The following is a 21312-nucleotide window of genomic DNA, read 5'->3' on the forward strand; positions in this document are numbered from 1 at the left end:
AATGAACAGGATTTTCTCAACCTTCGGTTTTTCGCTATGGATAGCGTTGCTGTCACCGATGGTAATCGCGGCCAATCTGCAGGCGCTGGATGTTGCGGCGTTGCCGGGTGATCGTGTCGAACTCAAGTTGTCGTTCGACGGCCCGCCGCCGCAGCCCAAGGGTTACACCACCGAGTCGCCGGCGCGTATTGCGCTGGATCTGCCGGGTGTCGCCAGCCAATTGGCCAACAAGAATCGTGACCTGGGCAGCGGCAATGCGCGCACTGCCACGGTGGTCGAGGCCAAGGATCGTACGCGACTGATCATCAGCCTGACCCAGTTGGCCCCGTATGACACGCGGGTTGAAGGCAATAACGTGTTCGTGGTGGTCGGGCAGGGCACCAAACCTGTGGCTGCGCGCCCGAAAACCATTGCACCACGGGCCACAGCGGTTAAAGCGCCGACTCGGGCGTACGCGCCGTCGTCCAAAGCCATTCGCGGCGTGGATTTTCAGCGCGGCACGGCGGGCGAAGGCAATGTGGTGATCGACCTGTCCGACCCGACTATCGCCCCCGATATTCAGGAGCACGACGGCAAGATCATCCTCAGCTTCGCCCGCACTCAGTTGCCTGAGCCATTGCGGGTGCGCCTCGACGTCAAGGATTTCGCCACTCCGGTGCAATTCGTCAACGCCGCTGTCAGCGGGGATCGCGCGGTGATCACCGTCGAACCGAGCGGTACGTTCGACTATTCAACGTTCCAGACCGACAACAAGCTGACCGTAAGCATCCGGCCGATGACGGTCGATGACTTGCAAAAGCGCAACGCCGATCGCAAGGCCTACAGCGGCGAGAAGCTTTCGCTGAATTTTCAGGACATCGACGTGCGCTCGGTGCTGCAACTGATCGCCGATTTCACCAACCTCAATCTGGTGGCCAGCGATACGGTGCAGGGCGGCATCACCTTGCGCCTGCAAAACGTGCCGTGGGATCAGGCGCTGGATCTGGTGCTGAAGACCAAGGGCCTGGACAAGCGCAAGATCGGCAATGTGTTGCTAGTGGCCCCCGCCGATGAAATCGCTGCGCGTGAGCGCCAGGAACTGGAATCGCAGAAACAGATCGCCGAGCTGGCGCCGTTGCGCCGCGAACTGTTGCAGGTCAACTACGCCAAGGCAGCGGACATTGCCAAGCTGTTTCAGTCGGTGACCAGTGCCGAGGCGAAAATCGACGAGCGCGGTTCGATCACCGTCGATGAACGCACCAACAACATCATTGCCTATCAGACTCAGGATCGCCTCGACGAACTGCGGCGGATCGTGGCGCAGCTGGATATCCCGGTGCGTCAGGTCATGATCGAAGCGCGCATCGTCGAGGCCAACGTCGATTATGACAAGAGCCTGGGCGTGCGCTGGGGCGGTTCGATCCAGAACAAAGGCAACTGGAACACCTCCGGCGTGAGCAACGGTTCGTCGACCACCATCGGCACGCCGGGCAGTACCAGCACCAACTCGCCGTTCGTCGACATGGGCACCATCGGCAACACCTCGGGGATCGGCATCGCGTTCATCACCGACAACGTGCTGCTCGACCTGGAGCTGACGGCGATGGAGAAAACCGGCAACGGCGAAATCGTTTCGCAGCCCAAGGTGGTCACCTCGGACAAGGAAACCGCGAAAATCCTCAAAGGCACCGAGATTCCGTATCAGGAGGCCAGCTCCAGCGGCGCCACGTCGGTGTCGTTCAAGGAAGCGTCGCTGTCGCTGGAAGTGACGCCGCAGATCACCCCGGACAACCGCATCATCATGGAGGTCAAGGTCACCAAGGACGAACCGGATTACCTGAACAAAGTGCAGGACGTGCCGCCGATCAAGAAAAACGAGGTCAACGCCAAGGTGCTGGTGAATGACGGCGAAACCATCGTGATCGGTGGGGTTTTCTCAAATACTCAAAGCAAGGTCGTAGATAAGGTGCCATTTCTTGGCGATGTGCCGTATCTTGGCCGCCTTTTCCGGCGTGATGTGGTTTCGGAGAAAAAATCCGAGCTGCTGGTATTTCTCACTCCGCGTATCATGAATAACCAGGCGATTGCTGTGAGTCGTTGATTCTGTGCGAAATTTGATTCTTGTAGGACCGATGGGGGCTGGTAAAAGCACCATCGGCCGATTACTGGCCAAAGAGCTGCGCCTGCCGTTCAAAGATTCCGACAAGGAAATTGAACTGCGTACGGGCGCCAATATCCCGTGGATCTTCGACAAGGAAGGCGAGCCCGGCTTTCGTGACCGTGAGCAGGCGATGATCGCCGAGCTGTGCGGGTTCGATGGCGTGGTGTTGGCAACCGGCGGCGGCGCAGTCATGCGCGATGCCAACCGCAAGGCCCTGCATGAGGGCGGGCGAGTGGTGTATCTGCACGCCTCGGTCGAACAGCAGGTCGGTCGCACTTCTCGCGACCGCAACCGCCCGTTGCTGCGCACCGGCAATCCCGAAAAAACCCTGCGTGATCTGCTGGCGATCCGTGATCCGCTGTATCGAGAAATCGCTGATCTGGTGGTGGAAACCGACGAGCGGCCGCCACGCATGGTCGTGCTGGATATTCTCGAGCGTCTGGCGCAGCTTCCACCCCGTTAAACCGTTGCCCGAAATGCGCTATCCTCGGCGTCCTGTCGAGGGTTGTGGCGGATCGCACGCAAGCGACGTCACACCACTCAAGGCCGGGGACGTCCGATAATTCAAGGCAGGACGCCTGCTTCCATCTTCACTGTGGGGACACATGCAGACACTCAAGGTCGATTTAGGCGAGCGCAGCTACCCGATTCATATCGGCGAAGGTTTGTTGGATCAGCCCGAGTTGCTGGCGCCGCATATCCACGGGCGGCAAGTGGCAATCATCTCCAACGAGACCGTAGCGCCGCTGTATCTCGAACGTCTGACCCGCAGCCTCGCGCAGTTCTCGGTGATTTCCGTAGTGCTGCCCGACGGCGAAGCCTTCAAGAACTGGGAAACCCTGCAACTGATCTTCGACGGCCTGCTCACCGCGCGGCATGACCGCCGCACCACCGTGATCGCCCTGGGCGGCGGGGTGATCGGCGACATGGCCGGTTTCGCGGCGTCCTGCTACCAGCGCGGTGTCGATTTCATTCAGATTCCAACCACGCTGCTGTCCCAGGTCGATTCGTCGGTGGGCGGCAAGACCGGGATCAACCATCCGCTGGGCAAGAACATGGTCGGCGCGTTCTATCAGCCGAACGTGGTGCTGATCGATACCGCCTCGCTGAATACCCTGCCGGCGCGCGAACTGTCCGCCGGTCTGGCCGAAGTCATCAAATACGGGCTGATCTGCGACGAGCCGTTCCTCGCCTGGCTCGAAGAAAACGTCGATCGCCTGCGCAATCTCGATCAGCAAGCCCTGACCTACGCGATCGAGCGCTCCTGCGCCGCGAAGGCTGCGGTGGTCGGCGCTGACGAGAAAGAAACTGGCGTGCGCGCTACGCTCAACCTCGGCCACACCTTTGGCCACGCCATCGAAACCCACATGGGCTATGGTGTCTGGTTGCATGGCGAAGCAGTCGCCGCGGGCACCGTGATGGCGCTGGAGATGTCCGCGCGTCTGGGCTGGATCACCGAGCAGGAGCGCGATCGCGGCATTCGTCTGTTCCAGCGCGCCGGTCTGCCGGTGGTTCCGCCTGAAGAGATGAGCGAAGCCGATTTTCTCGAACACATGGCAATAGATAAAAAAGTGATCGACGGTCGTCTACGCCTGGTGCTGCTGCGCCGGATGGGCGAAGCGGTGGTGACCGCCGATTATCCGAAAGAGGTTCTACAGGCCACGCTGAGCGCGGATTACCGCGCTCTGGCTCAGCTTAAAGGTTAATAAGATTCCGATGACTAGTTTGCATGCCGACGAGGCGTTCCTCGGCCATTACCAGTTAAGCCACGACCCTTTCGCTCCACGGGTGCCGGGCTTCAAATTCTTCCCGGCCCAGCGCAAACCAGTGCTGGGTCAACTGCATCATCTGGCGCGTTACAGCCAGTTGCTGCTGGTGGTTACCGGCCCGCAAGGCAGCGGCAAGACCCTGCTGCGTCAGGCGCTGGTGGCCAGTACCAACAAACAATCGGTGCAGAGCGTGGTGGTTTCCGCACGCGGTGCCGGCGATGCGGCGGGCGTGTTGCGCCAGGTCGCTCAGGCGCTGGACGTGGCGCAGGCCGACGTCGGTGCGATTCTTGATCAGGTAGTGCAGTTGGCGCTGACCGGTCAGGAAGTCTATCTGCTGGTAGATGACGCCGAGCAGCTCGACGAATCCGCTCTCGAAGCGCTGATGGCGCTGGGTGCCGGCGCACCGGAAGGTCGCCCGCACGTGTTCCTGTTCGGCGAGTCGTCGCTGATCGCGCAGCTTGAGGCTTTGCAGCTTGAGGAAGAGCGTTTTCACGTCATCGAATTGCAGCCGTACACCGAAGAAGAAACCCGCGAATATCTCGATCTGCGTCTGCAAGGCGCTGGCCGCGGTATCGAACTTTTCACCGCGGATCAGATCTCTGATATTCACGAAAGCTCCGAGGGTTGGCCGGGTAATATCAACCAGGTCGCTCGCGATGCACTGATCGAAGCCATGATTGCCAGCCGCTCTGCGGTCAAGCGTCCAAGTATGGGGTTCAACATGCCGAAGAAACACGTATTGGCGATTTCCGCCGTCGTTGTGGTCGCGGTCGCTGCCGCCTGGCTGATGCCGGGTCGCAACAAGACACCGACAACCGGTGCGCCGGCCAACGAACAGGCGCAATTGCCATTGGGTCAAGGCACGCCTCAGGCGGGCGCCAACCCATCCGTCGAATTCAACGGCAATACGCAGCCAATGCCGCTGCCGCTGGTCGGCAACTCGCAGCCAGTGATGCGCGGCCCGTTGGCTGAAGCGGCTGGCGGTATCACCGAAGGCGACGACGGCGTGCCGCTCGAAGGCTCCAGCGATACGCCGCCAACCGTGACCACTTCCGCGCCACCTGCGGGCGTTCCGGCCGGTCCTGCGCCGACCCCGGTTCCAGTGCCTGCGGCTAAACCAACGCCTGCGCCGACCCAGATCGCCACCGCCAAGCCTGCTCCGGTTGCACCAGCGGTGAAACCGGCGCCAGCACCGGCCAAGCCGGTTGCCACCGCCAAACCGGCCGAGAAGCCAGTCGTCGTCGCCAAAGCTGCCGGTGGCAGCTGGTACGCCGGCCAGCCGACCAGCAACTACGTGGTGCAGATCCTCGGCACCAGCTCCGAGACGGCCGCGCAAAGCTTCGTCAAGGAGCAGGGCGGTGAGTACCGTTATTTCAAGAAAGTCCTCAACGGCAAGCCGCTCTACGTGATCACCTACGGCAACTTCGCCAATCGTGATGCGGCTGTTTCTGCCATCAAGGCCTTGCCAGCGAAGGTTCAGGCTGGTAAACCTTGGCCTCGCACTGTCGCCAGCGTCCAACAGGAACTGGCAACAACTCGCTGAAGATTCGGCGGCCTTACCCAGGCCGCCTCTCCAAGCACCTCAAAATTTCTGCATGTGCGCGCCGCCTCTACAGGCCGCGCGCCTTGTGGTGTCTGCGTCACAGTAGTCTTTGAGTCGTTGCGGTCAAAATTAAAAAAGTTTTGACTAGCACAGCAGATCGCTTTAAACCTTTCACAAATGCGACATGAATTTGCGACATTTCGTCGTCAAATTTGTGAGCCTCTGTGTCGCTGTGTACAATGACCACCCTTTTGCCCCCGCTAAGCCGGCGTACGTTCGGCGCGGATCGCAAGTGGTTGAATTGAAAAGAAATTTGCCTCGAAAAGAGGCAGCCTGGTGAGAAAGTGTCTATGAAAGCAGGTCTGTACCAACCAGATGAATTCAAGGATAACTGCGGTTTCGGCCTGATAGCCCATATGCAGGGCGAACCCAGTCATACCCTTTTGCAAACGGCCATTGAGGCCCTGACCTGCATGACCCACCGCGGTGGGATTAATGCCGACGGCAAGACCGGTGACGGCTGCGGTCTGCTGATTCAAAAGCCCGACGCCTTCCTGCGTGCTATCGCCCAGGAAACTTTCGGCGTCGAGTTGCCCAAGCAATACGCCGTGGGCATGGTTTTCTTCAACCAGGATCCGGTCAAAGCCGAAGCCGCTCGCGAGAACATGAACCGCGAGATCCTTGCTGAAGGCCTGCAACTGATCGGCTGGCGCAAAGTGCCAATCGACACCAGCGTCCTCGGCCGCCTGGCCCTTGAGCGCCTGCCGCAGATCGAGCAGGTGTACATCGGTGGTGAAGGCCTGAGCGATCAGGACATGGCGGTCAAGCTGTTCAGCGCCCGTCGTCGTTCGTCGGTGACCAACGCTGTCGACAGCGACCACTACATCTGCAGCTTTTCGCACAAGACCATCATTTATAAAGGCCTGATGATGCCGGCCGATCTGGCCGCCTTCTATCCGGACCTGAGTGACGAGCGCCTGCAAACCGCGATCTGCGTGTTTCACCAGCGCTTCTCCACCAACACCCTGCCGAAATGGCCGCTGGCTCAGCCATTCCGCTTCCTCGCCCACAACGGCGAAATCAACACCATCACCGGTAACCGCAACTGGGCTCAGGCCCGTCGGACCAAGTTCACCAACGATCTGATGGATCTGGAAGAACTCGGCCCGCTGGTCAACCGCGTCGGCTCCGACTCATCGAGCATGGACAACATGCTCGAACTGATGGTCACCGGCGGCATCGACCTGTTCCGTGGCGTGCGCATGATCATTCCGCCTGCGTGGCAGAACGTCGAAACCATGGACCCGGATCTGCGTGCGTTCTACGAGTACAACTCGATGCACATGGAACCGTGGGACGGCCCGGCGGGCGTGGTCATGACCGACGGTCGCTACGCGGTGTGCCTGCTCGACCGTAACGGTCTGCGCCCGGCGCGCTGGGTGACCACCACCAACGGTTTCATTACGGTGGCTTCGGAAATCGGCGTGTGGAATTACCAGCCAGAAGACGTGATCGCCAAGGGCCGCGTTGGCCCGGGCCAGATCCTTGCCGTGGACACCGAAACCGGGCAGATCCTCGACACCGACGCGATCGACAACCGTCTGAAATCCCGTCATCCGTACAAGCAATGGTTGCGCAAGAATGCCCTGCGTATTCAGGCGACCATGGAAGACAACGATCACGGTTCGGCTTTCTACGACGTCGATCAGCTCAAGCAATACATGAAGATGTATCAGGTCACGTTCGAAGAGCGCGATCAGGTGCTGCGTCCGCTTGGCGAGCAAGGCTACGAAGCCGTTGGCTCGATGGGCGACGATACGCCGATGGCGGTGCTGTCCCAGCGCGTGCGCACGCCGTACGACTATTTCCGTCAGCAGTTCGCGCAGGTCACCAATCCGCCGATCGATCCGTTGCGTGAAGCCATCGTGATGTCGCTGGAAATCTGCCTCGGTGCCGAGCGCAACATTTTCCAGGAGTCGCCGGAACACGCCTCGCGCGTGATCCTCAGCTCGCCGGTGATTTCTCCGGCCAAGTGGCGCTCGCTGATGAACCTCGACCGCCCAGGTTTCGAGCGTCAGGTCATCGACCTCAACTACGATGAAAGCCTCGGCCTCGAAGCGGCGATCCGCAACGTTGCCGATCAGGCTGAAGAAGCCGTGCGCGCCGGGCGTACCCAGATCGTTCTGAGCGACCGGCATATCGCGCCGGGCAAGTTGCCGATCCACGCATCCTTGGCCACCGGTGCGGTGCACCATCGCCTGACCGAAAAAGGCCTGCGTTGCGACTCGAACATCCTGGTCGAAACCGCCACTGCACGCGACCCGCATCACTTCGCGGTGCTGATCGGTTTCGGCGCCTCGGCGGTGTATCCGTTCCTCGCGTACGAAGTGCTGGGCGACCTGATCCGTACCGGTGAAGTGCTGGGCGACCTCTATGAGGTGTTCAAGAACTACCGCAAAGGCATCACCAAAGGTCTGCTGAAGATCCTGTCGAAGATGGGCATTTCGACCATTGCCTCGTATCGCGGTGCACAGCTGTTCGAAGCCATCGGCCTGTCCGAAGAAGTGTGCGACCTGAGCTTCCGTGGCGTGCCGAGCCGCATCAAGGGTGCGCGTTTCGTCGATATCGAAGCCGAGCAGAAAGCCTTGGCCGCCGAAGCCTGGAGCCCGCGCAAGCCGATCCAGCAGGGCGGTCTGCTGAAGTTCGTCCACGGTGGCGAATATCACGCGTATAACCCGGACGTGGTCAACACTCTGCAGGCCGCTGTGCAGCAGGGCGACTACGCCAAGTTCAAGGAATACACCGCGCTGGTGGACAACCGTCCGGTGTCGATGATTCGCGACCTGCTCAAGGTCAAGACCCTCGACACGCCGCTGGACATCAGTGAAATCGAACCGCTGGAATCGGTGCTCAAGCGCTTTGACTCCGCCGGTATCTCTTTGGGCGCACTGTCGCCGGAAGCTCACGAAGCCCTGGCCGAAGCCATGAACCGCCTCGGCGCGCGTTCCAACTCCGGCGAAGGCGGCGAAGACCCGGCGCGTTACGGCACCATCAAGAGTTCGAAAATCAAACAGGTTGCGACGGGCCGTTTCGGTGTGACTCCGGAATACCTGGTCAATGCTGAAGTGTTGCAGATCAAAGTCGCCCAGGGCGCCAAGCCCGGCGAAGGTGGTCAACTGCCGGGCGGCAAGGTCAACGGGCTGATCGCCAAGCTGCGTTATGCAGTGCCGGGCGTGACCCTGATTTCGCCGCCGCCGCATCACGATATCTACTCGATTGAAGACTTGTCGCAGCTGATTTTCGACCTGAAACAAGTCAATCCGAAGGCGCTGGTTTCGGTGAAGCTGGTAGCGGAAGCGGGCGTCGGCACCATCGCCGCCGGTGTGGCCAAGGCCTATGCGGACTTGATCACCATCTCCGGTTACGACGGTGGCACCGGCGCTTCGCCACTGACTTCGATCAAGTACGCCGGCGCACCGTGGGAACTCGGCCTCGCCGAAACCCACCAGACCCTGCGCGGCAACGACCTGCGCGGCAAGGTTCGGGTGCAGACCGATGGCGGCCTGAAAACCGGCCTCGACGTGATCAAGGCTGCGATTCTCGGCGCCGAAAGCTTCGGCTTCGGCACCGCGCCAATGATCGCGCTGGGCTGCAAATACCTGCGCATCTGCCATCTGAACAACTGCGCCACTGGCGTTGCCACTCAAAACGAGAAGCTGCGTAAGGATCACTACATCGGCACCGTCGACATGGTGGTGAACTTCTTCACCTACGTCGCCGAAGAAACCCGTGAGTGGCTGGCCAAGCTGGGCGTGCGCTCCCTCGAAGAGCTGATCGGTCGCACCGATCTGCTGGAAGTCCTCGAAGGCCAGACCGCCAAGCAAAACCATCTGGATCTGACTCCGCTGCTCGGCAGCGATCACATCCCGGCGGACAAGCCGCAGTTCTGCCAGGTTGAGCGCAACCCGCCATTCGACCAGGGCCTGCTGGCCGAGAAAATGGTCGACATGGCCACCTCGGCCATCAATGACATGAGCGGCGCCGAGTTCGATCTGGATATCTGCAACTGCGACCGTTCGATCGGCGCGCGGATCTCCGGCGAAATCGCGCGCAAGCACGGTAATCAGGGCATGGCGAATGCGCCGATCACCTTCCGCTTCAAGGGCACTGCCGGTCAGAGCTTTGGTGTGTGGAACGCCGGCGGGCTGAACCTTTACCTCGAAGGCGACGCCAACGATTACGTCGGCAAAGGCATGACCGGCGGCAAGCTGACCATCGTGCCGCCGAAGGGCAGCGTCTACAAGACTCAGGACAGTGCCATCATCGGCAACACCTGCCTGTACGGCGCCACTGGCGGCAAGTTGTTCGCCGCCGGCACCGCGGGCGAGCGATTTGCCGTGCGTAACTCCGGTGCTCACGCCGTGGTTGAAGGCACGGGCGATCACTGCTGCGAGTACATGACCGGTGGTTTCGTCTGCGTCCTGGGCAAGACCGGTTACAACTTCGGCTCTGGCATGACCGGCGGTTTCGCCTACGTGCTCGACCAGGACAACGCCTTCGTTGACCGCGTCAATCACGAACTGGTGGAAATCCAGCGGATCAGCGGCGAGGCGATGGAAGCCTACCGCAGCCACCTGCAACGCGTGCTGAACGAGTACGTCGAGGAAACCGACAGCGAGTGGGGTCGTGAACTCGCCGAGAACCTCGATGATTACTTGCGTCGTTTCTGGCTGGTCAAGCCCAAGGCTGCCAACCTGAAATCGTTGCTTTCCAGCACTCGTGCCAACCCGCAGTGATATGCGCCTGAAGAGTTTGATGAGGTTTTAACAATGGCTGAACGTCTGAATAATGACTTCCAGTTCATCGACGTCGGGCGCAAAGATCCGAAGAAGAAACTGTTGCGTCAACGCAAGAAAGAGTTCGTGGAGATCTACGAACCGTTCAAACCCCAGCACTCGGCCGATCAGGCCCACCGCTGCCTGGGTTGCGGCAACCCGTATTGCGAATGGAAGTGCCCGGTGCACAACTTCATTCCCAACTGGCTGAAGCTGGTGGCCGAGGGCAACATCCTCCAGGCCGCCGAACTGTCGCACCAGACCAACACCCTGCCGGAAGTCTGCGGCCGGGTGTGCCCGCAGGATCGTCTGTGCGAGGGTGCCTGCACGCTCAACGACGGTTTTGGCGCGGTGACCATCGGTTCGGTCGAGAAGTACATCACCGACACCGCGTTTGCCATGGGCTGGCGTCCGGACATGTCCAAGGTCAAACCGACCGGCAAACGTGTTGCGATCATCGGTGCAGGCCCGGCGGGTCTGGGATGTGCCGATGTGCTGGTGCGTGGCGGCGTGACCCCGGTGGTATTCGACAAGAACCCGGAAATCGGCGGTCTGCTGACCTTCGGCATCCCCGAGTTCAAGCTTGAGAAGAGCGTGCTGAGCAATCGTCGCGAAGTCTTCACCGGCATGGGCATCGAGTTCCGTCTCAACACCGAAATCGGCAAAGACGTGACCATGGAGCAACTGCTCGCCGAATACGATGCGGTGTTCATGGGCATGGGCACGTACACCTACATGAAGGGCGGCTTTGCCGGTGAGGATCTGCCGGGCGTGCACGACGCGCTGGATTTCCTGATTGCCAACGTCAACCGCAACCTGGGCTTTGAAAAGTCGCCGGAAGATTTCGTCGACATGAAAGGCAAAAAGGTCGTGGTACTCGGCGGCGGCGACACGGCCATGGACTGCAACCGCACCTCGATCCGCCAGGGCGCCAAGTCGGTGACCTGCGCTTATCGTCGTGACGAAGCGAACATGCCCGGCTCGCGCAAAGAGGTGAAGAACGCCAAGGAAGAAGGCGTGAAATTCCTCTATAACCGCCAGCCAATCGCCATCGTCGGTGAAGATCGGGTTGAAGGCGTGAAGGTGGTCGAGACCCGTCTCGGCGAACCGGACGCCCGTGGCCGTCGCAGCCCCGAGCCGATCCCGGGTTCCGAAGAGATCATTCCGGCCGACGCCGTGGTCATCGCTTTCGGTTTCCGCCCAAGCCCGGCGCCGTGGTTCGAACAGTTCGAAATCCAGACCGACAGCCAGGGCCGCGTTGTTGCGCCTGAGCAAGCTCAGTACAAGCACCAGACCAGCAACCCGAAAATCTTTGCTGGTGGCGACATGGTGCGTGGCTCTGACCTGGTAGTGACGGCGATCTTCGAAGGGCGCAATGCGGCTGAAGGGATTCTCGATTACCTCGGCGTCTAACTGACTGCATCGCAATACCTGTGGGAGCTGGCTTGCCAGCGATAGCATCACCTCGGTTTATCTGGACGCACCGAGGTGTCTGCATCGCTGGCAAGCCAGCTCCCACAGTGATTTGTGGTGTTACAAAGTCGGTGTTCCAGCGCAATAAATTGACCCGATAGACAAAAGGCTGACCTGCAACCGTGCCTTTTGCGTCGCGCTCTGAGAAAATGCCCGCACTTTTTTTGCGGATGCCGACATGACTGCCCTCAAGAACGACCGTTTCCTTCGTGCCCTGCTCAAGCAACCCGTTGACGTCACCCCCGTGTGGATGATGCGTCAGGCCGGTCGCTACCTGCCGGAATACCGCGCCAGCCGCGCCAAAGCCGGTGACTTCATGAGCCTGTGCATGAACCCGGAGTTCGCCTGCGAAGTCACCATGCAACCGCTCGACCGCTATCCACAACTGGACGCGGCGATCCTGTTTTCCGACATCCTCACCATCCCCGATGCCATGGGCCAAGGCCTGTACTTCGAAACCGGTGAAGGCCCGCGCTTCAAGAAAGTCGTCAGCACGATGGCCGACATCGAAGCCCTGCCGATCCCTGATCCGCACAAAGACCTCGGCTACGTGATGGACGCGGTCAGCACCATCCGCCGCGAACTCAACGGTCGCGTGCCGCTGATCGGCTTCTCCGGCAGCCCGTGGACTTTGGCGACCTACATGGTTGAAGGCGGCTCGTCGAAAGACTTCCGCAAGACCAAAGCCATGCTCTACGACAACCCGCAAGCCATGCACCTGCTGTTGGATAAACTCGCGCAGTCGGTCACCAGCTACCTCAACGGCCAGATCATGGCCGGCGCGCAAGCGGTGCAAATCTTCGATACCTGGGGCGGCAATCTGTCGGCGGCGGCGTATCAGGAATTCTCGCTGGCCTACATGAAGAAAATCGTCAGCGGCCTGATCCGCGAGCACGAAGGGCGCAAGGTCCCGGTGATCCTGTTCACCAAGAACGGCGGCCTGTGGCTGGAAAGCATCGCCGACGCTGGCGCCGACGCACTCGGCCTGGACTGGACCTGTGACATCGGCAATGCCCGCGCCCGCGTTGGCGACAAAGTTGCGCTGCAAGGCAACATGGACCCAACCGTGCTCTACGCCAAACCAGAAGCCATTCGTACCGAAGTCGGACGCATCCTCGCCAGCTACGGCAAAGGCAGCGGCCACGTGTTCAACCTCGGCCATGGCATCACGCCGGAAGTTGATCCGGAACATGCCGGTGCGTTCCTGCGCGCGGTGCATGATCTGTCGGGGCAGTATCACGAGTGATCCGCGCCCAGCTTTGATGGTAGAAAACCAAAACGCCCGGCTAGATGCCGGGCGTTTTTGTTTCAGGCGTTGACGCCACCCAATGGCGGCAACTTCGCCAGCTTCAACGCCACCAGCAACGCCACGAGCAACAGCGCGCCAATAAACAACCCGATCCCGTTCCACCCACCGATATGCCAGAACACTCCGCCCGCCGTCCCGGCGATACTCGACCCCGCGTAATAACTGAACAGGTACAACGACGACGCCTGGCCCTTGGCCTTGGTCGCGCGGCGGCCGATCCAGCTGCTGGCCACCGAGTGCGCAGCGAAGAAGCCGAAGGTGAAGATCAGCATGCCGATGATCACCAGCGGCAGCGCGGTGAACATGGTCAGCGCAAGACCGGCGAACATCAGCGCGATGGTTGCCCACAGCACTTTGCGGCGCCCCAGTTGGTCGGCCAGCGAACCAATCTTCGCCGAGCTGTAGATCCCGGATAGATACACCACCGACAGCAGGCCAACGTACGCCTGATCGAGGTTGTATGGCCCGGCGAGCAGGCGATAGCCGATGTAGTTGAACAGGGTGACGAATGCGCCCATCAGCACGAAGGCTTCAAGAAACAGCAGCGGCAGACCGGCGTCGCGAAAGTGCATGGTGAAGCCGTCGAGCAGACTGCGCGGGTGCAGCGAGCGCGAGCGGAAGTTGCGCGATTCGGGGAGGATTTTCCAGAACACCGCCGCCGCGATCAGCGCCAGACCACCGATCACCAGCATCGCCGTGTGCCAACTGACGAAGTCGATCAGCACCCCGGTGATCAAGCGTCCACTCATCCCGCCAATCGCGTTGCCGCCGATGTACAAACCCATCGCCAGGCCAATGTGCTGCGGGTGAATTTCTTCGCTCAGATAAGTCATCGCGACTGCCGCCAGCCCGCTCAGCGACAAGCCGATCAGCGCACGCATCACCAGCACGCCTTCCCAGCTCGGCATCACCGAACTGGCGATGGTGCACAGCGCCGCCGCGAACAACGCCGCGACCATCACCGGTTTGCGTCCGACCCGATCCGAAATCGGTCCGGTGATCAGCAGACCGATAGCGAGCATGCCGGTCGCCACCGACAGAATCAGACTGCTTTGCGCCGCGTTGATCGAATATTCGTGGGACAGCAGCGGCATCATCGGCTGCACGCAGTACAGCAACGCAAAAGTCGCGAAGCCGCCACAGAACAACGCCAGCACCGTGCGCATGAACGCAGGTGTGCCTTTTTCGATGTAGATTTCTTGCAGTTCGGCGAGCACATCGTCGGCTGCGGCGGGCGGGACTTCGTGGGCGAGAGGGGCGACAGCAGTTTTCACTTCAGACCTCGGAGGGCGCGGCCGGTCAGGCAATGAAAAAATCATATAGCTGGCTAATGTTTCTATCCAATATATTGTTCGACCTGTTTGATAGCTTTAACGACCTAATGGGATTTGCATGGAATTACGTCATCTGCGCTACTTCATCGCCGTCGCCGAAGAACTGCACTTCGGCCGCGCCGCTCAGGTGCTGGGCATCTCCCAACCACCGCTGAGCCAGCAGATTCAGGCGCTGGAACAAGAGGTCGGCGCGCGGCTGTTCGAACGTACCAATCGTCGGGTCGAGCTGAGCGAGGCCGGGAGATTGTTCCTGCAAGAGGCGCGGTTGGTGCTTGCGCAGGTCGACAAAGCGGCGGATGTGGCGCGACGCGCGCAGTTAGGTGAAATCGGCGAACTGAAAATCGGCTTCACCTCTTCGGCACCGTTCAACTCGACCATTCCTCAGGCGATTTTCTCGTTCCGCCAGCGCTTTCCGGCAGTGCACCTGAACCTGCGGGAAATGAGCAGCACCCAGGTCGCCGAAGCGCTGGTGGATGAATCAATCGAAGTGGGCATCATGCGGCCGCTGAGTTTGCCGGATTCGCTGAGCGTGGTCGAATTGATGCGCGAGCCTTTGGTCGCCGTGCTGAGCTCCAAACATCCGTTGGCCACCGGCAGTGAAGAAGGACTATTTCTCTCGGCATTGGCCCTCGAACCTTTCGTATTTTTCCCACGCAGTTACGGCAGCGGTTTGTACGCGCAACTGTTAAGCCTGGCGCGTGATGCCGGGTTCAGCCCGCACTTTGCGCAGGAGGCCGGCGAAGCGATGACCATCATTGGCCTGGTGGCAGCGGGGTTGGGCGTCTCGGTGCTGCCGGCGTCTTATCAGCGGATGCGCATCGACGGCGTGGTCTATCGGCCGCTGCTTGACCCCGAAGCGATCTCGGCAGTGTGGCTGGTGCAGCGCAAGGATCAGAAATCACCGATGGCCAAGGCGTTTGTCGACCTCCTCACGCGCAAGGTCGAACAAAACTGACGGCTTCGCCGTCAATCGCTGGCAAGCCAGCTCCCACAGTTTTCGCTGTTGTTCACATTTTTTGTGTACATCCGAAACCCTGTGGGAGCTGGCTTGCCAGCGATGACGTCCGCTCAATCACTACATATTTCAGGGCAACCGCACCAAATCCCCTTTCAACGCCACCCGCGTCACAAAGATCCCCGCCCGACACTCGTACGTATTCAAATCCTTGCGCACCCGCTGGTCGTAATAACTGACGATATTGGTCACCGCATTCGCCCCGACACGCTTCGCATCCGCCTGCAACTTGATCAGATTCGACTGCAACACCCACTCGCACGAAGCGTGATCGCTTTTGTTGAAGCCGTTGGTCTTCAGATCACTGACCACCCCGCGCTGCATCAAGCGCTGAGTCCCCTGCGGCCCGTTCCCCGCCAGATAAAACTTCACACTGCCATCCAGCCGCCCGGCGCGCAGGGCATCCGATACCACCGTTTCAAATGGCATGTACATCAGATTGGTCGCATGGCTGGCGCTGGGTAGCACGCTGAACAGGACGGCGGCGATCAGTGCTTTCACTTGCATGGTCATCTCCTTGATGGTGAAAGAGAACCGCGAATGCTCGACCCATCTCGTTCGCAGTTCCGGCAGGCGCTGCGCGATGGCCTGCTTGAGCGAGTGTAGATGGTGCGAGAGAACGCACAGTTAGACGTCGTACATTTGGAGTAACGTAACTGTCGTAGAGGATATTGTTGCGGTCACGCAAGATCAGTTTTTTCTCAAACGAGTGCCACGGATGCCACTTAGATATCAGCCCAAGGAGGGCAGCGTTTTGATTTGCGATTTCAGGGGTTATGAAGTTCCTGAGATGGTCAAAGTCAGACCTGTAGTCGTGATACGCAAGCACCGAACGAACAGCATGTTGGTGACGGTCGTGCCTCTGAGTACCACTGCTCCAGAATGCTTGCTCGACCATCATCTTGAGCTCGCAAGTCATCTGCAGGGCGCGAGTCCAACGTGTTGGGCAAAGTGCGACATGATTGCGACTGTCAGCCTTTCGAGGCTTGATCGAATCAAAAGCCGGGATCGTGAAGGCAAACGCATCTACTTGATCTCACATCTTGCAACAGATGAGTTTTACGCCATAAAAACCGCAGTCAGACGGGCGCTGGGGCTGTGATGGCAGAGGAAGTGGCGCATCGAAGCCAAATGCTATCCGTTGCCCCCCGACTCGTTTTTGGGCAATACTGCAGGCGTTCCCGAAAGGGGCTTGTGAGACTCTGAGGATCCTGGGCAACCAGCCATCGCAGAGCCAGACAGGTGACCGGCCATGACAAGCCAACCTGTTTGTGAAAGGGCGCCGAAAGGCGCCCTTTGTCGTTTCTGACGCTTACTGAACCTGCGCCAGATCACCCTTCAACGCAACACCGGCCATGATTGCCCCTGCATGGCATTCATAGTTCTTCGCATCCTTGCGCTCGTTGCTCTTGTAGAAGCTGACGATGTTGGTCACGGCGTTGGCGCCGGCGCTTTTGGCGGCCTGGTGCAGGCTGATGATTGCCGATTGGGCGACCCATTCGCAGGCGACTTGATCGGACTTGTTGAAGGCGTTGGTTTTCTTGTTGGTCACGGCGCCCGGGCTGAGGACGGTGACTTTACCGGCCGGGGTGTTGCCGGCCAGGTAGAACTTCACGCTGCCATCGATTTTGCCGCTGCGGGTGGCTTCGGCGACGGCTTTGTCCAGCGGCAGGTAGACCGCGGTGTCACGGGCCTGGCTGACGGCCGGCAGGGCGCAGATCAGCAGGGTGGCGGCGGTAGCGAGTTTCTTGAAGTGCATGAAGGTCTCCTTGACCCGGATTAATTCGGTTGCGGCCAGCGGCGGAAGATCAACGAGGTGTTGACCCCGCCAAACGCAAAATTGTTGTTCATCACGTATTCATTGGTCATCTGACGGAACTCGCCGCGCAGGTAGTCGAGCTTGCCGCAGTGCGGATCGACCTCGTCGAGATTGAAGGTGTGCACGTACAGGTCGCGGTTGAGCATTTCAATGCTGAACCACGACTCCAGCGCACCACAGGCACCCAGGGTGTGGCCGAGGAAACTCTTCTGCGAGCTGATCGGCATGCGTTCGCCAAACAGACTGCTGGTGGCCAGTGTTTCGGCAATGTCGCCCTGTTCTGTCGCGGTGCCGTGACCGTTCACATAACCGATGGCATCCGGCGTCAGGCCGGCGTCTTCCAGCGCCAGTTCCATTGCGCGGCGCATGGTGGTCTGTTCCGGACGGGTGGTGTGCTGGCCGTCGGCGTTGCTGCCGAAACCGACCAGTTCAGCGTGGATGTGCGCGCCGCGTGCGAGGGCGTGTTCCAGCTCTTCAAGCACGAGCATGCCGCCACCTTCACCGATCACCAGGCCGTCGCGATCCTTGTCATACGGACGCGGACTGGTTTGTGGCGCATCGTTTTTCAGGCTCGTGGCGTACAGCGCATCGAAAACCATGGCTTCGGTCGGGCACAGTTCTTCTGCACCGCCGGCAAGCATCAGCGGCAAGCGGCCGAACTTGATCGCCTCGTAGGCATAGCCGATGCCCTGGCTGCCGCTGGTGCAGGCGCTGGAGGTCGGGATCAACCGACCGGTGAGGCCGAAGAAGATGCTGATGTTCGCTGCTGTGGTGTGCGGCATCATCCGTACGTAGGAGTTGGCGTTGAGACCCTCGGCTACCGAATTGAGCAGCATGTTGCCGAACGCTTTGATCTCGTCGGTGCTGCCGGTGGACGAGCCGCAGGCCACGCCCATGCGTCCGTCCTTGATCGCCGGGTCACCGAGCAGGCCCGCGTCGGCGAGTGCCTGTTCGGCGGCGCCGACCGCCAGACGCGAGACACGACCCATGCTGCGCAGTTGCTTGCGAGTCCAGTGCGACGGCACCACGAAATCATCGATCGGCCCGGCCAGACGTGTGTTGAGTTCAGTAAACCGATCCCATTCGTCCATCCGGCGAATGCCGCTGCGGTTGGCCGCGAAGTTGCCGGCGATGGTCTCCCAATCGCTGCCCAGAGAGGTGATGCCGGCCATGCCGGTGACGACGACGCGCTTCATCAACACAGGCCTCCGTTGACCGCCAGTACTTGGCGGGTGATGTACGAGGCTTCCGCCGACATCAGGAAATTCACCGCACCGGCCACCTCTTCAGGCGTGCCCATGCGTTGTGCGGGGATCATTTTCATCAGTTCTTCGACCGGCACGTTTTCGTCGAGCATCGCTGTATCGATCAGACCCGGCGCGACGCAGTTGACGGTGATTTTGCGCTTGGCCAGCTCAATCGCCAATGCCTTCGCCGCTCCGATTACGCCGGCCTTGGACGCGCTGTAGTTGACCTGGCCACGGTTGCCGATCAGCCCCGACACCGAGGTGATGCAGACGATGCGCCCGGCGGCGCGACGGCGAATCATCGGCATCATCACCGGGTGCAGGACGTTGTAGAAACCGTCGAGATTGGTGCGTAGCACCACGTCCCAGTCATCGTCGCTCAGCGCCGGAAACGCGCCGTCGCGGGTCAGGCCAGCGTTGAGTACCACGCCGTAATAGGCACCGTGAGTTTCGACATCGGCCTCGAGAATGGCTTTGCAGGTTTCGCGGTCGGCGACGTCGAATTGCAGCACGCGGGCGTTGCGGCCCAGCGCTTGAATTTCCGCCTGCACCGCTTGCGCCTCGGCCACGCCGCTGCGGCAATGCACGACGATGTCATGCCCGGCCTGCGCCAGACGCAGGGCGATGGCGCGGCCGATGCCACGGCTGGAGCCGGTGACCAGGATTGATTCAGTCATCGTTCGACTCCTTTTTCTGTTCTAGATAATTCGCCGCGTGTGGCGGGCGGAACACATTGAGCCGGGCGCTGGCCGCGATGCCGGGCGCGTTGATGTGGCATTCGAAAACGCCCATGCCGTTGTCGTCTTCCAGCGAGCGCATGCCGTGGATGGTCAGCTCACTGCCAGCGGGAAACGCCGCGACATTGCATTCAAATTTGCGCGTGCCGAGCAGAAAGCCCAGCTCCACCGCATTGCCTTTGCGTCGCGCATGACAACCGGCAAACGCGGCGACGCTTTGCGCCATCAACTCGACGCCGACCCATGCCGGCAAGCTGCCGTCGGGCAGGTTGAACAGGCCGTCGGATTTGACCGTGAGACGGGTGTGGATCTGCTCATCGTCGAAGCTGAGGATTTCGTCGATCAGAATCATGTCGCCGGCGTGCGGCAGCAGTTCTGCGAGCGGCCAGTCGGTCATGGGGCGTCTCCGATAATCAGGCTGACGTTATTGCCACCGAAAGCGAACGAATTGCTCATCAGGTAGCGGGGTGCAATGGACGACAGGCGTTCGCTTGCAGTCACCCACTTCAGCGCCGGCAGCGCGGCATCGGGTTGTACGTCCCAGACGTGCGGCGGCAAGGCGTGATCGGGATTGTCGGCGCTCAGGCTCAACCAGCAGAACGCCGCTTCCAGCGCACCGGCGGCGCCGAGGGTGTGGCCGGTCAGCGGTTTGGTTGACGAACAGGCTACGCCGGCCGGGAACAGCGCGGCGACGGCGAGGCTTTCCATCGAGTCGTTGTGTTGGGTGGCGGTGCCGTGCAGGTTCAGGTAGTTGATTTGCTCTGCTTGCAACTGCGCGCGGCTCAGGGCTTTTTGCATCGCTTGTTGAGCGCCACGGCCACTCGGTTCCGGCGCGGAAATATGGTGCGCATCGGAGCTGGCGCCAGCACCGAGCAGGGCGATGGCCGGGCCGTCGCCGCGCTGTCTGCTCATCACGAACAACACCGCCGCTTCGCCGATGTTGATGCCGTTGCGATTGGCCGAAAATGGATTGCAGCGTTGCTCGGATACTGCTTCCAGCGCCGAGAAACCGTTCAGCGTCAGCTTGCACAGACTGTCGACGCCGCCGCACAACACCGCGTCGCACAAGCCCAGATCGAGCAGGCGCTGGGCGCTCATCAAGGCGCGCGCGCTGGAGGTGCAAGCGGTGGAAATCACGTACGCCGGGCCGCTCAGTTGCAGCCAGTCGGCGAGGAAATTTGCCGGGGCGCCGAGTTCCTGCTGCCGGTAGTCGTAGTCGGCCGGGAACTGCTGGTCGCGAATGTAATGCGCCAGGCCACGGCTGGCCTCGTCGATGCCCGACGTGCTGGTGCCGAGCACAACGCCGATGCGCTCGCGGCCGTAGGTGTGGATCACCTGGTCGATGTCGTCGCGGATCTGCAACGCCGCTTCCAGCAACAGCTGATTGTTGCGGCTGCGCTGGGCCGACAGCTCTGGCGGAATCGGAGCGAGGTCGCCATGCACGGCGGCCACCGGCAACTCGCGCTCCGGCACCCAGCCGGATTCGAGGCGCATGCCTGAGCAATCGCCGGCAAACAGTTTCTGCGCCACGTTTTGCTTGTCGCGACCGAGGGCGCAGATCACGCCGAGGGCATTCAGGTAAGCGGTCATGGCGTCGATTCACCGAGTGGCGACACGCGATAGTGCGGGCCTTGGGGCAGATTCAATTCGAAGCTCAACGGTTGTGAATAACGGATATCCCAGCGCGCTGGCAGGGAGCGTTGCCCGGCCTGTTGTTGTGCTGCGGGATAGTTGCGCGTCAGCTCACCGGATGGGGTCAGGGCGAACAGCAGCGCAGCGAACAGCTCTCGGGCTTCCGGATTTGGCGGCAACAGACCGTCGGCCTGCCAGTGTCCGTCGATCAGTTGCTGACGCGCCTGAGGAATGCCCAACGGGTCCATCATCGACCAGCGGATGCCCAGGCCTTCGCGCTGGATCACCAGCAGCCAGTCCTGACGCTGCTCGGCCAGCGTGCGCTCGATGTGCAGTTGCAGCGGCAACGGCAGATCCGGATTGCCCGCCGGCAACGGCGCCTGACTGGCGCAAGCACTGAGCAACATTACAACGCCAAGCACAAACAGCCGCCACACCGCCAAAACTGTGGGAGCTGGC

The 21312-nt window shown here is 60.7% G+C and carries 17 protein-coding genes; 9 read left to right on the top strand and 8 right to left on the bottom strand.

Translation table 11 applies throughout. From position 1 onward, the window contains the following. Position 1 precedes the first annotated feature (1 nt). The 7 genes from pilQ (at position 2) to hemE (ending at position 13006) form a co-directional block, all read left to right on the top strand. Entirely contained in the window at positions 2-2080 is a 2079-nt protein-coding gene (pilQ, locus tag ACP7EE_RS01680) for a type IV pilus secretin PilQ (protein WP_426233066.1), read from the top strand. Between the two features lie 4 nt (positions 2081-2084). Beyond that, on the top strand, positions 2085-2603 hold the full coding sequence (aroK, locus tag ACP7EE_RS01685; protein WP_420646902.1) for a shikimate kinase AroK: 519 nt from the start codon (positions 2085-2087) through the stop codon (positions 2601-2603). Positions 2604-2745: 142 nt separating this feature from the next. Then, positions 2746-3846 carry a 3-dehydroquinate synthase gene (aroB, locus tag ACP7EE_RS01690; RefSeq protein ID WP_426233068.1) on the top strand — a complete coding sequence of 367 codons (1101 nt, stop codon included), beginning with the start codon at positions 2746-2748 and terminating at the stop codon, positions 3844-3846. A 10-nt stretch (positions 3847-3856) separates the two neighbouring features. Next, positions 3857-5452, top strand: coding sequence for an AAA family ATPase (locus ACP7EE_RS01695; protein ID WP_426233070.1), 1596 nt, complete (start codon positions 3857-3859; stop codon positions 5450-5452). Between the two features lie 350 nt (positions 5453-5802). Further along, positions 5803-10248: a glutamate synthase large subunit gene (gene gltB, locus ACP7EE_RS01700; protein ID WP_426233072.1), complete on the top strand. Its 4446-nt coding sequence runs from the start codon at positions 5803-5805 to the stop codon at positions 10246-10248. Positions 10249-10281: 33 nt separating this feature from the next. Then, entirely contained in the window at positions 10282-11700 is a 1419-nt protein-coding gene (locus ACP7EE_RS01705) for an FAD-dependent oxidoreductase (protein ID WP_426233074.1), read from the top strand. Between the two features lie 238 nt (positions 11701-11938). Beyond that, positions 11939-13006: a uroporphyrinogen decarboxylase gene (hemE, locus tag ACP7EE_RS01710; RefSeq protein WP_420646906.1), complete on the top strand. Its 1068-nt coding sequence runs from the start codon at positions 11939-11941 to the stop codon at positions 13004-13006. 62 nt (positions 13007-13068) lie between these two features. Here hemE and ACP7EE_RS01715 read toward each other — a convergent pair whose 3' ends face one another. Further along, positions 13069-14343: an MFS transporter gene (locus ACP7EE_RS01715; protein WP_426233076.1), complete on the bottom strand. Its 1275-nt coding sequence runs from the start codon at positions 14341-14343 to the stop codon at positions 13069-13071. Positions 14344-14461: 118 nt separating this feature from the next. Between ACP7EE_RS01715 and ACP7EE_RS01720 the strand changes: the two genes are divergently transcribed. Continuing rightward, positions 14462-15358, top strand: a complete 897-nt coding sequence (locus tag ACP7EE_RS01720; protein WP_426233078.1) for a LysR substrate-binding domain-containing protein — start codon at positions 14462-14464, stop codon at positions 15356-15358. A gap of 129 nt (positions 15359-15487) precedes the next feature. Here the strand turns inward: ACP7EE_RS01720 and ACP7EE_RS01725 are convergent, their stop codons facing one another. Beyond that, positions 15488-15925, bottom strand: coding sequence for an excinuclease (locus ACP7EE_RS01725; protein ID WP_426201736.1), 438 nt, complete (start codon positions 15923-15925; stop codon positions 15488-15490). 211 nt (positions 15926-16136) lie between these two features. Here ACP7EE_RS01725 and ACP7EE_RS01730 point away from each other — a divergent pair, with 211 nt between their 5' ends. Continuing rightward, a complete protein-coding gene (locus ACP7EE_RS01730) occupies positions 16137-16520 on the top strand; it encodes a type II toxin-antitoxin system PemK/MazF family toxin (RefSeq protein WP_426233080.1) in 384 nt (127 codons plus the stop codon). A 210-nt stretch (positions 16521-16730) separates the two neighbouring features. Here ACP7EE_RS01730 and ACP7EE_RS01735 read toward each other — a convergent pair whose 3' ends face one another. Genes ACP7EE_RS01735 through ACP7EE_RS01760 form a run of 6 tightly spaced genes read right to left on the bottom strand, consistent with a single transcriptional unit; the run spans position 16731 to position 21260 of the window. Continuing rightward, entirely contained in the window at positions 16731-17177 is a 447-nt protein-coding gene (locus tag ACP7EE_RS01735; RefSeq protein WP_420646910.1) for an excinuclease, read from the bottom strand. A gap of 20 nt (positions 17178-17197) precedes the next feature. Further along, positions 17198-18433, bottom strand: a complete 1236-nt coding sequence (locus ACP7EE_RS01740; protein WP_420646911.1) for a beta-ketoacyl-ACP synthase — start codon at positions 18431-18433, stop codon at positions 17198-17200. Beyond that, entirely contained in the window at positions 18433-19161 is a 729-nt protein-coding gene (gene fabG, locus ACP7EE_RS01745; RefSeq protein WP_426233083.1) for a 3-oxoacyl-ACP reductase FabG, read from the bottom strand. The genes ACP7EE_RS01740 and fabG overlap by 1 nt, the downstream gene beginning before the upstream one ends. Then, on the bottom strand, positions 19154-19618 hold the full coding sequence (locus ACP7EE_RS01750) for a hotdog family protein (RefSeq protein ID WP_426233085.1): 465 nt from the start codon (positions 19616-19618) through the stop codon (positions 19154-19156). Before ACP7EE_RS01750 ends, fabG begins: the two co-directional genes overlap by 8 nt. Then, a complete protein-coding gene (locus ACP7EE_RS01755; RefSeq protein WP_426233087.1) occupies positions 19615-20811 on the bottom strand; it encodes a beta-ketoacyl-[acyl-carrier-protein] synthase family protein in 1197 nt (398 codons plus the stop codon). Before ACP7EE_RS01755 ends, ACP7EE_RS01750 begins: the two co-directional genes overlap by 4 nt. Then, complete coding sequence (locus ACP7EE_RS01760) at positions 20808-21260, bottom strand: hypothetical protein (RefSeq protein ID WP_426233089.1); 453 nt, start codon at positions 21258-21260, stop codon at positions 20808-20810. The genes ACP7EE_RS01755 and ACP7EE_RS01760 overlap by 4 nt, the downstream gene beginning before the upstream one ends. Positions 21261-21312 lie beyond the last annotated feature (52 nt).

It is taken from the genome of Pseudomonas sp. TWP3-2, assembly GCF_049897765.1.
GTDB lineage: Bacteria > Pseudomonadota > Gammaproteobacteria > Pseudomonadales > Pseudomonadaceae > Aquipseudomonas.

What these genes read in the sequence shown, in the direction of transcription:
- ACP7EE_RS01760 (WP_426233089.1), bottom strand. Translation starts at nt 21,260, where the DNA reads ATGTTGCTCAGTGCTTGCGCCAGTCAGGCGCCGTTGCCGGCGGGCAAT.
- hemE (WP_420646906.1), top strand. Translation starts at nt 11,939, where the DNA reads ATGACTGCCCTCAAGAACGACCGTTTCCTTCGTGCCCTGCTCAAGCAA.
- gltB (WP_426233072.1), top strand. Translation starts at nt 5,803, where the DNA reads ATGAAAGCAGGTCTGTACCAACCAGATGAATTCAAGGATAACTGCGGT.
- ACP7EE_RS01720 (WP_426233078.1), top strand. Translation starts at nt 14,462, where the DNA reads ATGGAATTACGTCATCTGCGCTACTTCATCGCCGTCGCCGAAGAACTG.
- ACP7EE_RS01730 (WP_426233080.1), top strand. Translation starts at nt 16,137, where the DNA reads ATGCCACTTAGATATCAGCCCAAGGAGGGCAGCGTTTTGATTTGCGAT.
- ACP7EE_RS01750 (WP_426233085.1), bottom strand. Translation starts at nt 19,618, where the DNA reads ATGACCGACTGGCCGCTCGCAGAACTGCTGCCGCACGCCGGCGACATG.
- aroB (WP_426233068.1), top strand. Translation starts at nt 2,746, where the DNA reads ATGCAGACACTCAAGGTCGATTTAGGCGAGCGCAGCTACCCGATTCAT.
- ACP7EE_RS01755 (WP_426233087.1), bottom strand. Translation starts at nt 20,811, where the DNA reads ATGACCGCTTACCTGAATGCCCTCGGCGTGATCTGCGCCCTCGGTCGC.
- pilQ (WP_426233066.1), top strand. Translation starts at nt 2, where the DNA reads ATGAACAGGATTTTCTCAACCTTCGGTTTTTCGCTATGGATAGCGTTG.
- ACP7EE_RS01735 (WP_420646910.1), bottom strand. Translation starts at nt 17,177, where the DNA reads ATGCACTTCAAGAAACTCGCTACCGCCGCCACCCTGCTGATCTGCGCC.
- ACP7EE_RS01740 (WP_420646911.1), bottom strand. Translation starts at nt 18,433, where the DNA reads ATGAAGCGCGTCGTCGTCACCGGCATGGCCGGCATCACCTCTCTGGGC.
- ACP7EE_RS01705 (WP_426233074.1), top strand. Translation starts at nt 10,282, where the DNA reads ATGGCTGAACGTCTGAATAATGACTTCCAGTTCATCGACGTCGGGCGC.
- ACP7EE_RS01695 (WP_426233070.1), top strand. Translation starts at nt 3,857, where the DNA reads ATGACTAGTTTGCATGCCGACGAGGCGTTCCTCGGCCATTACCAGTTA.
- fabG (WP_426233083.1), bottom strand. Translation starts at nt 19,161, where the DNA reads ATGACTGAATCAATCCTGGTCACCGGCTCCAGCCGTGGCATCGGCCGC.
- ACP7EE_RS01725 (WP_426201736.1), bottom strand. Translation starts at nt 15,925, where the DNA reads ATGCAAGTGAAAGCACTGATCGCCGCCGTCCTGTTCAGCGTGCTACCC.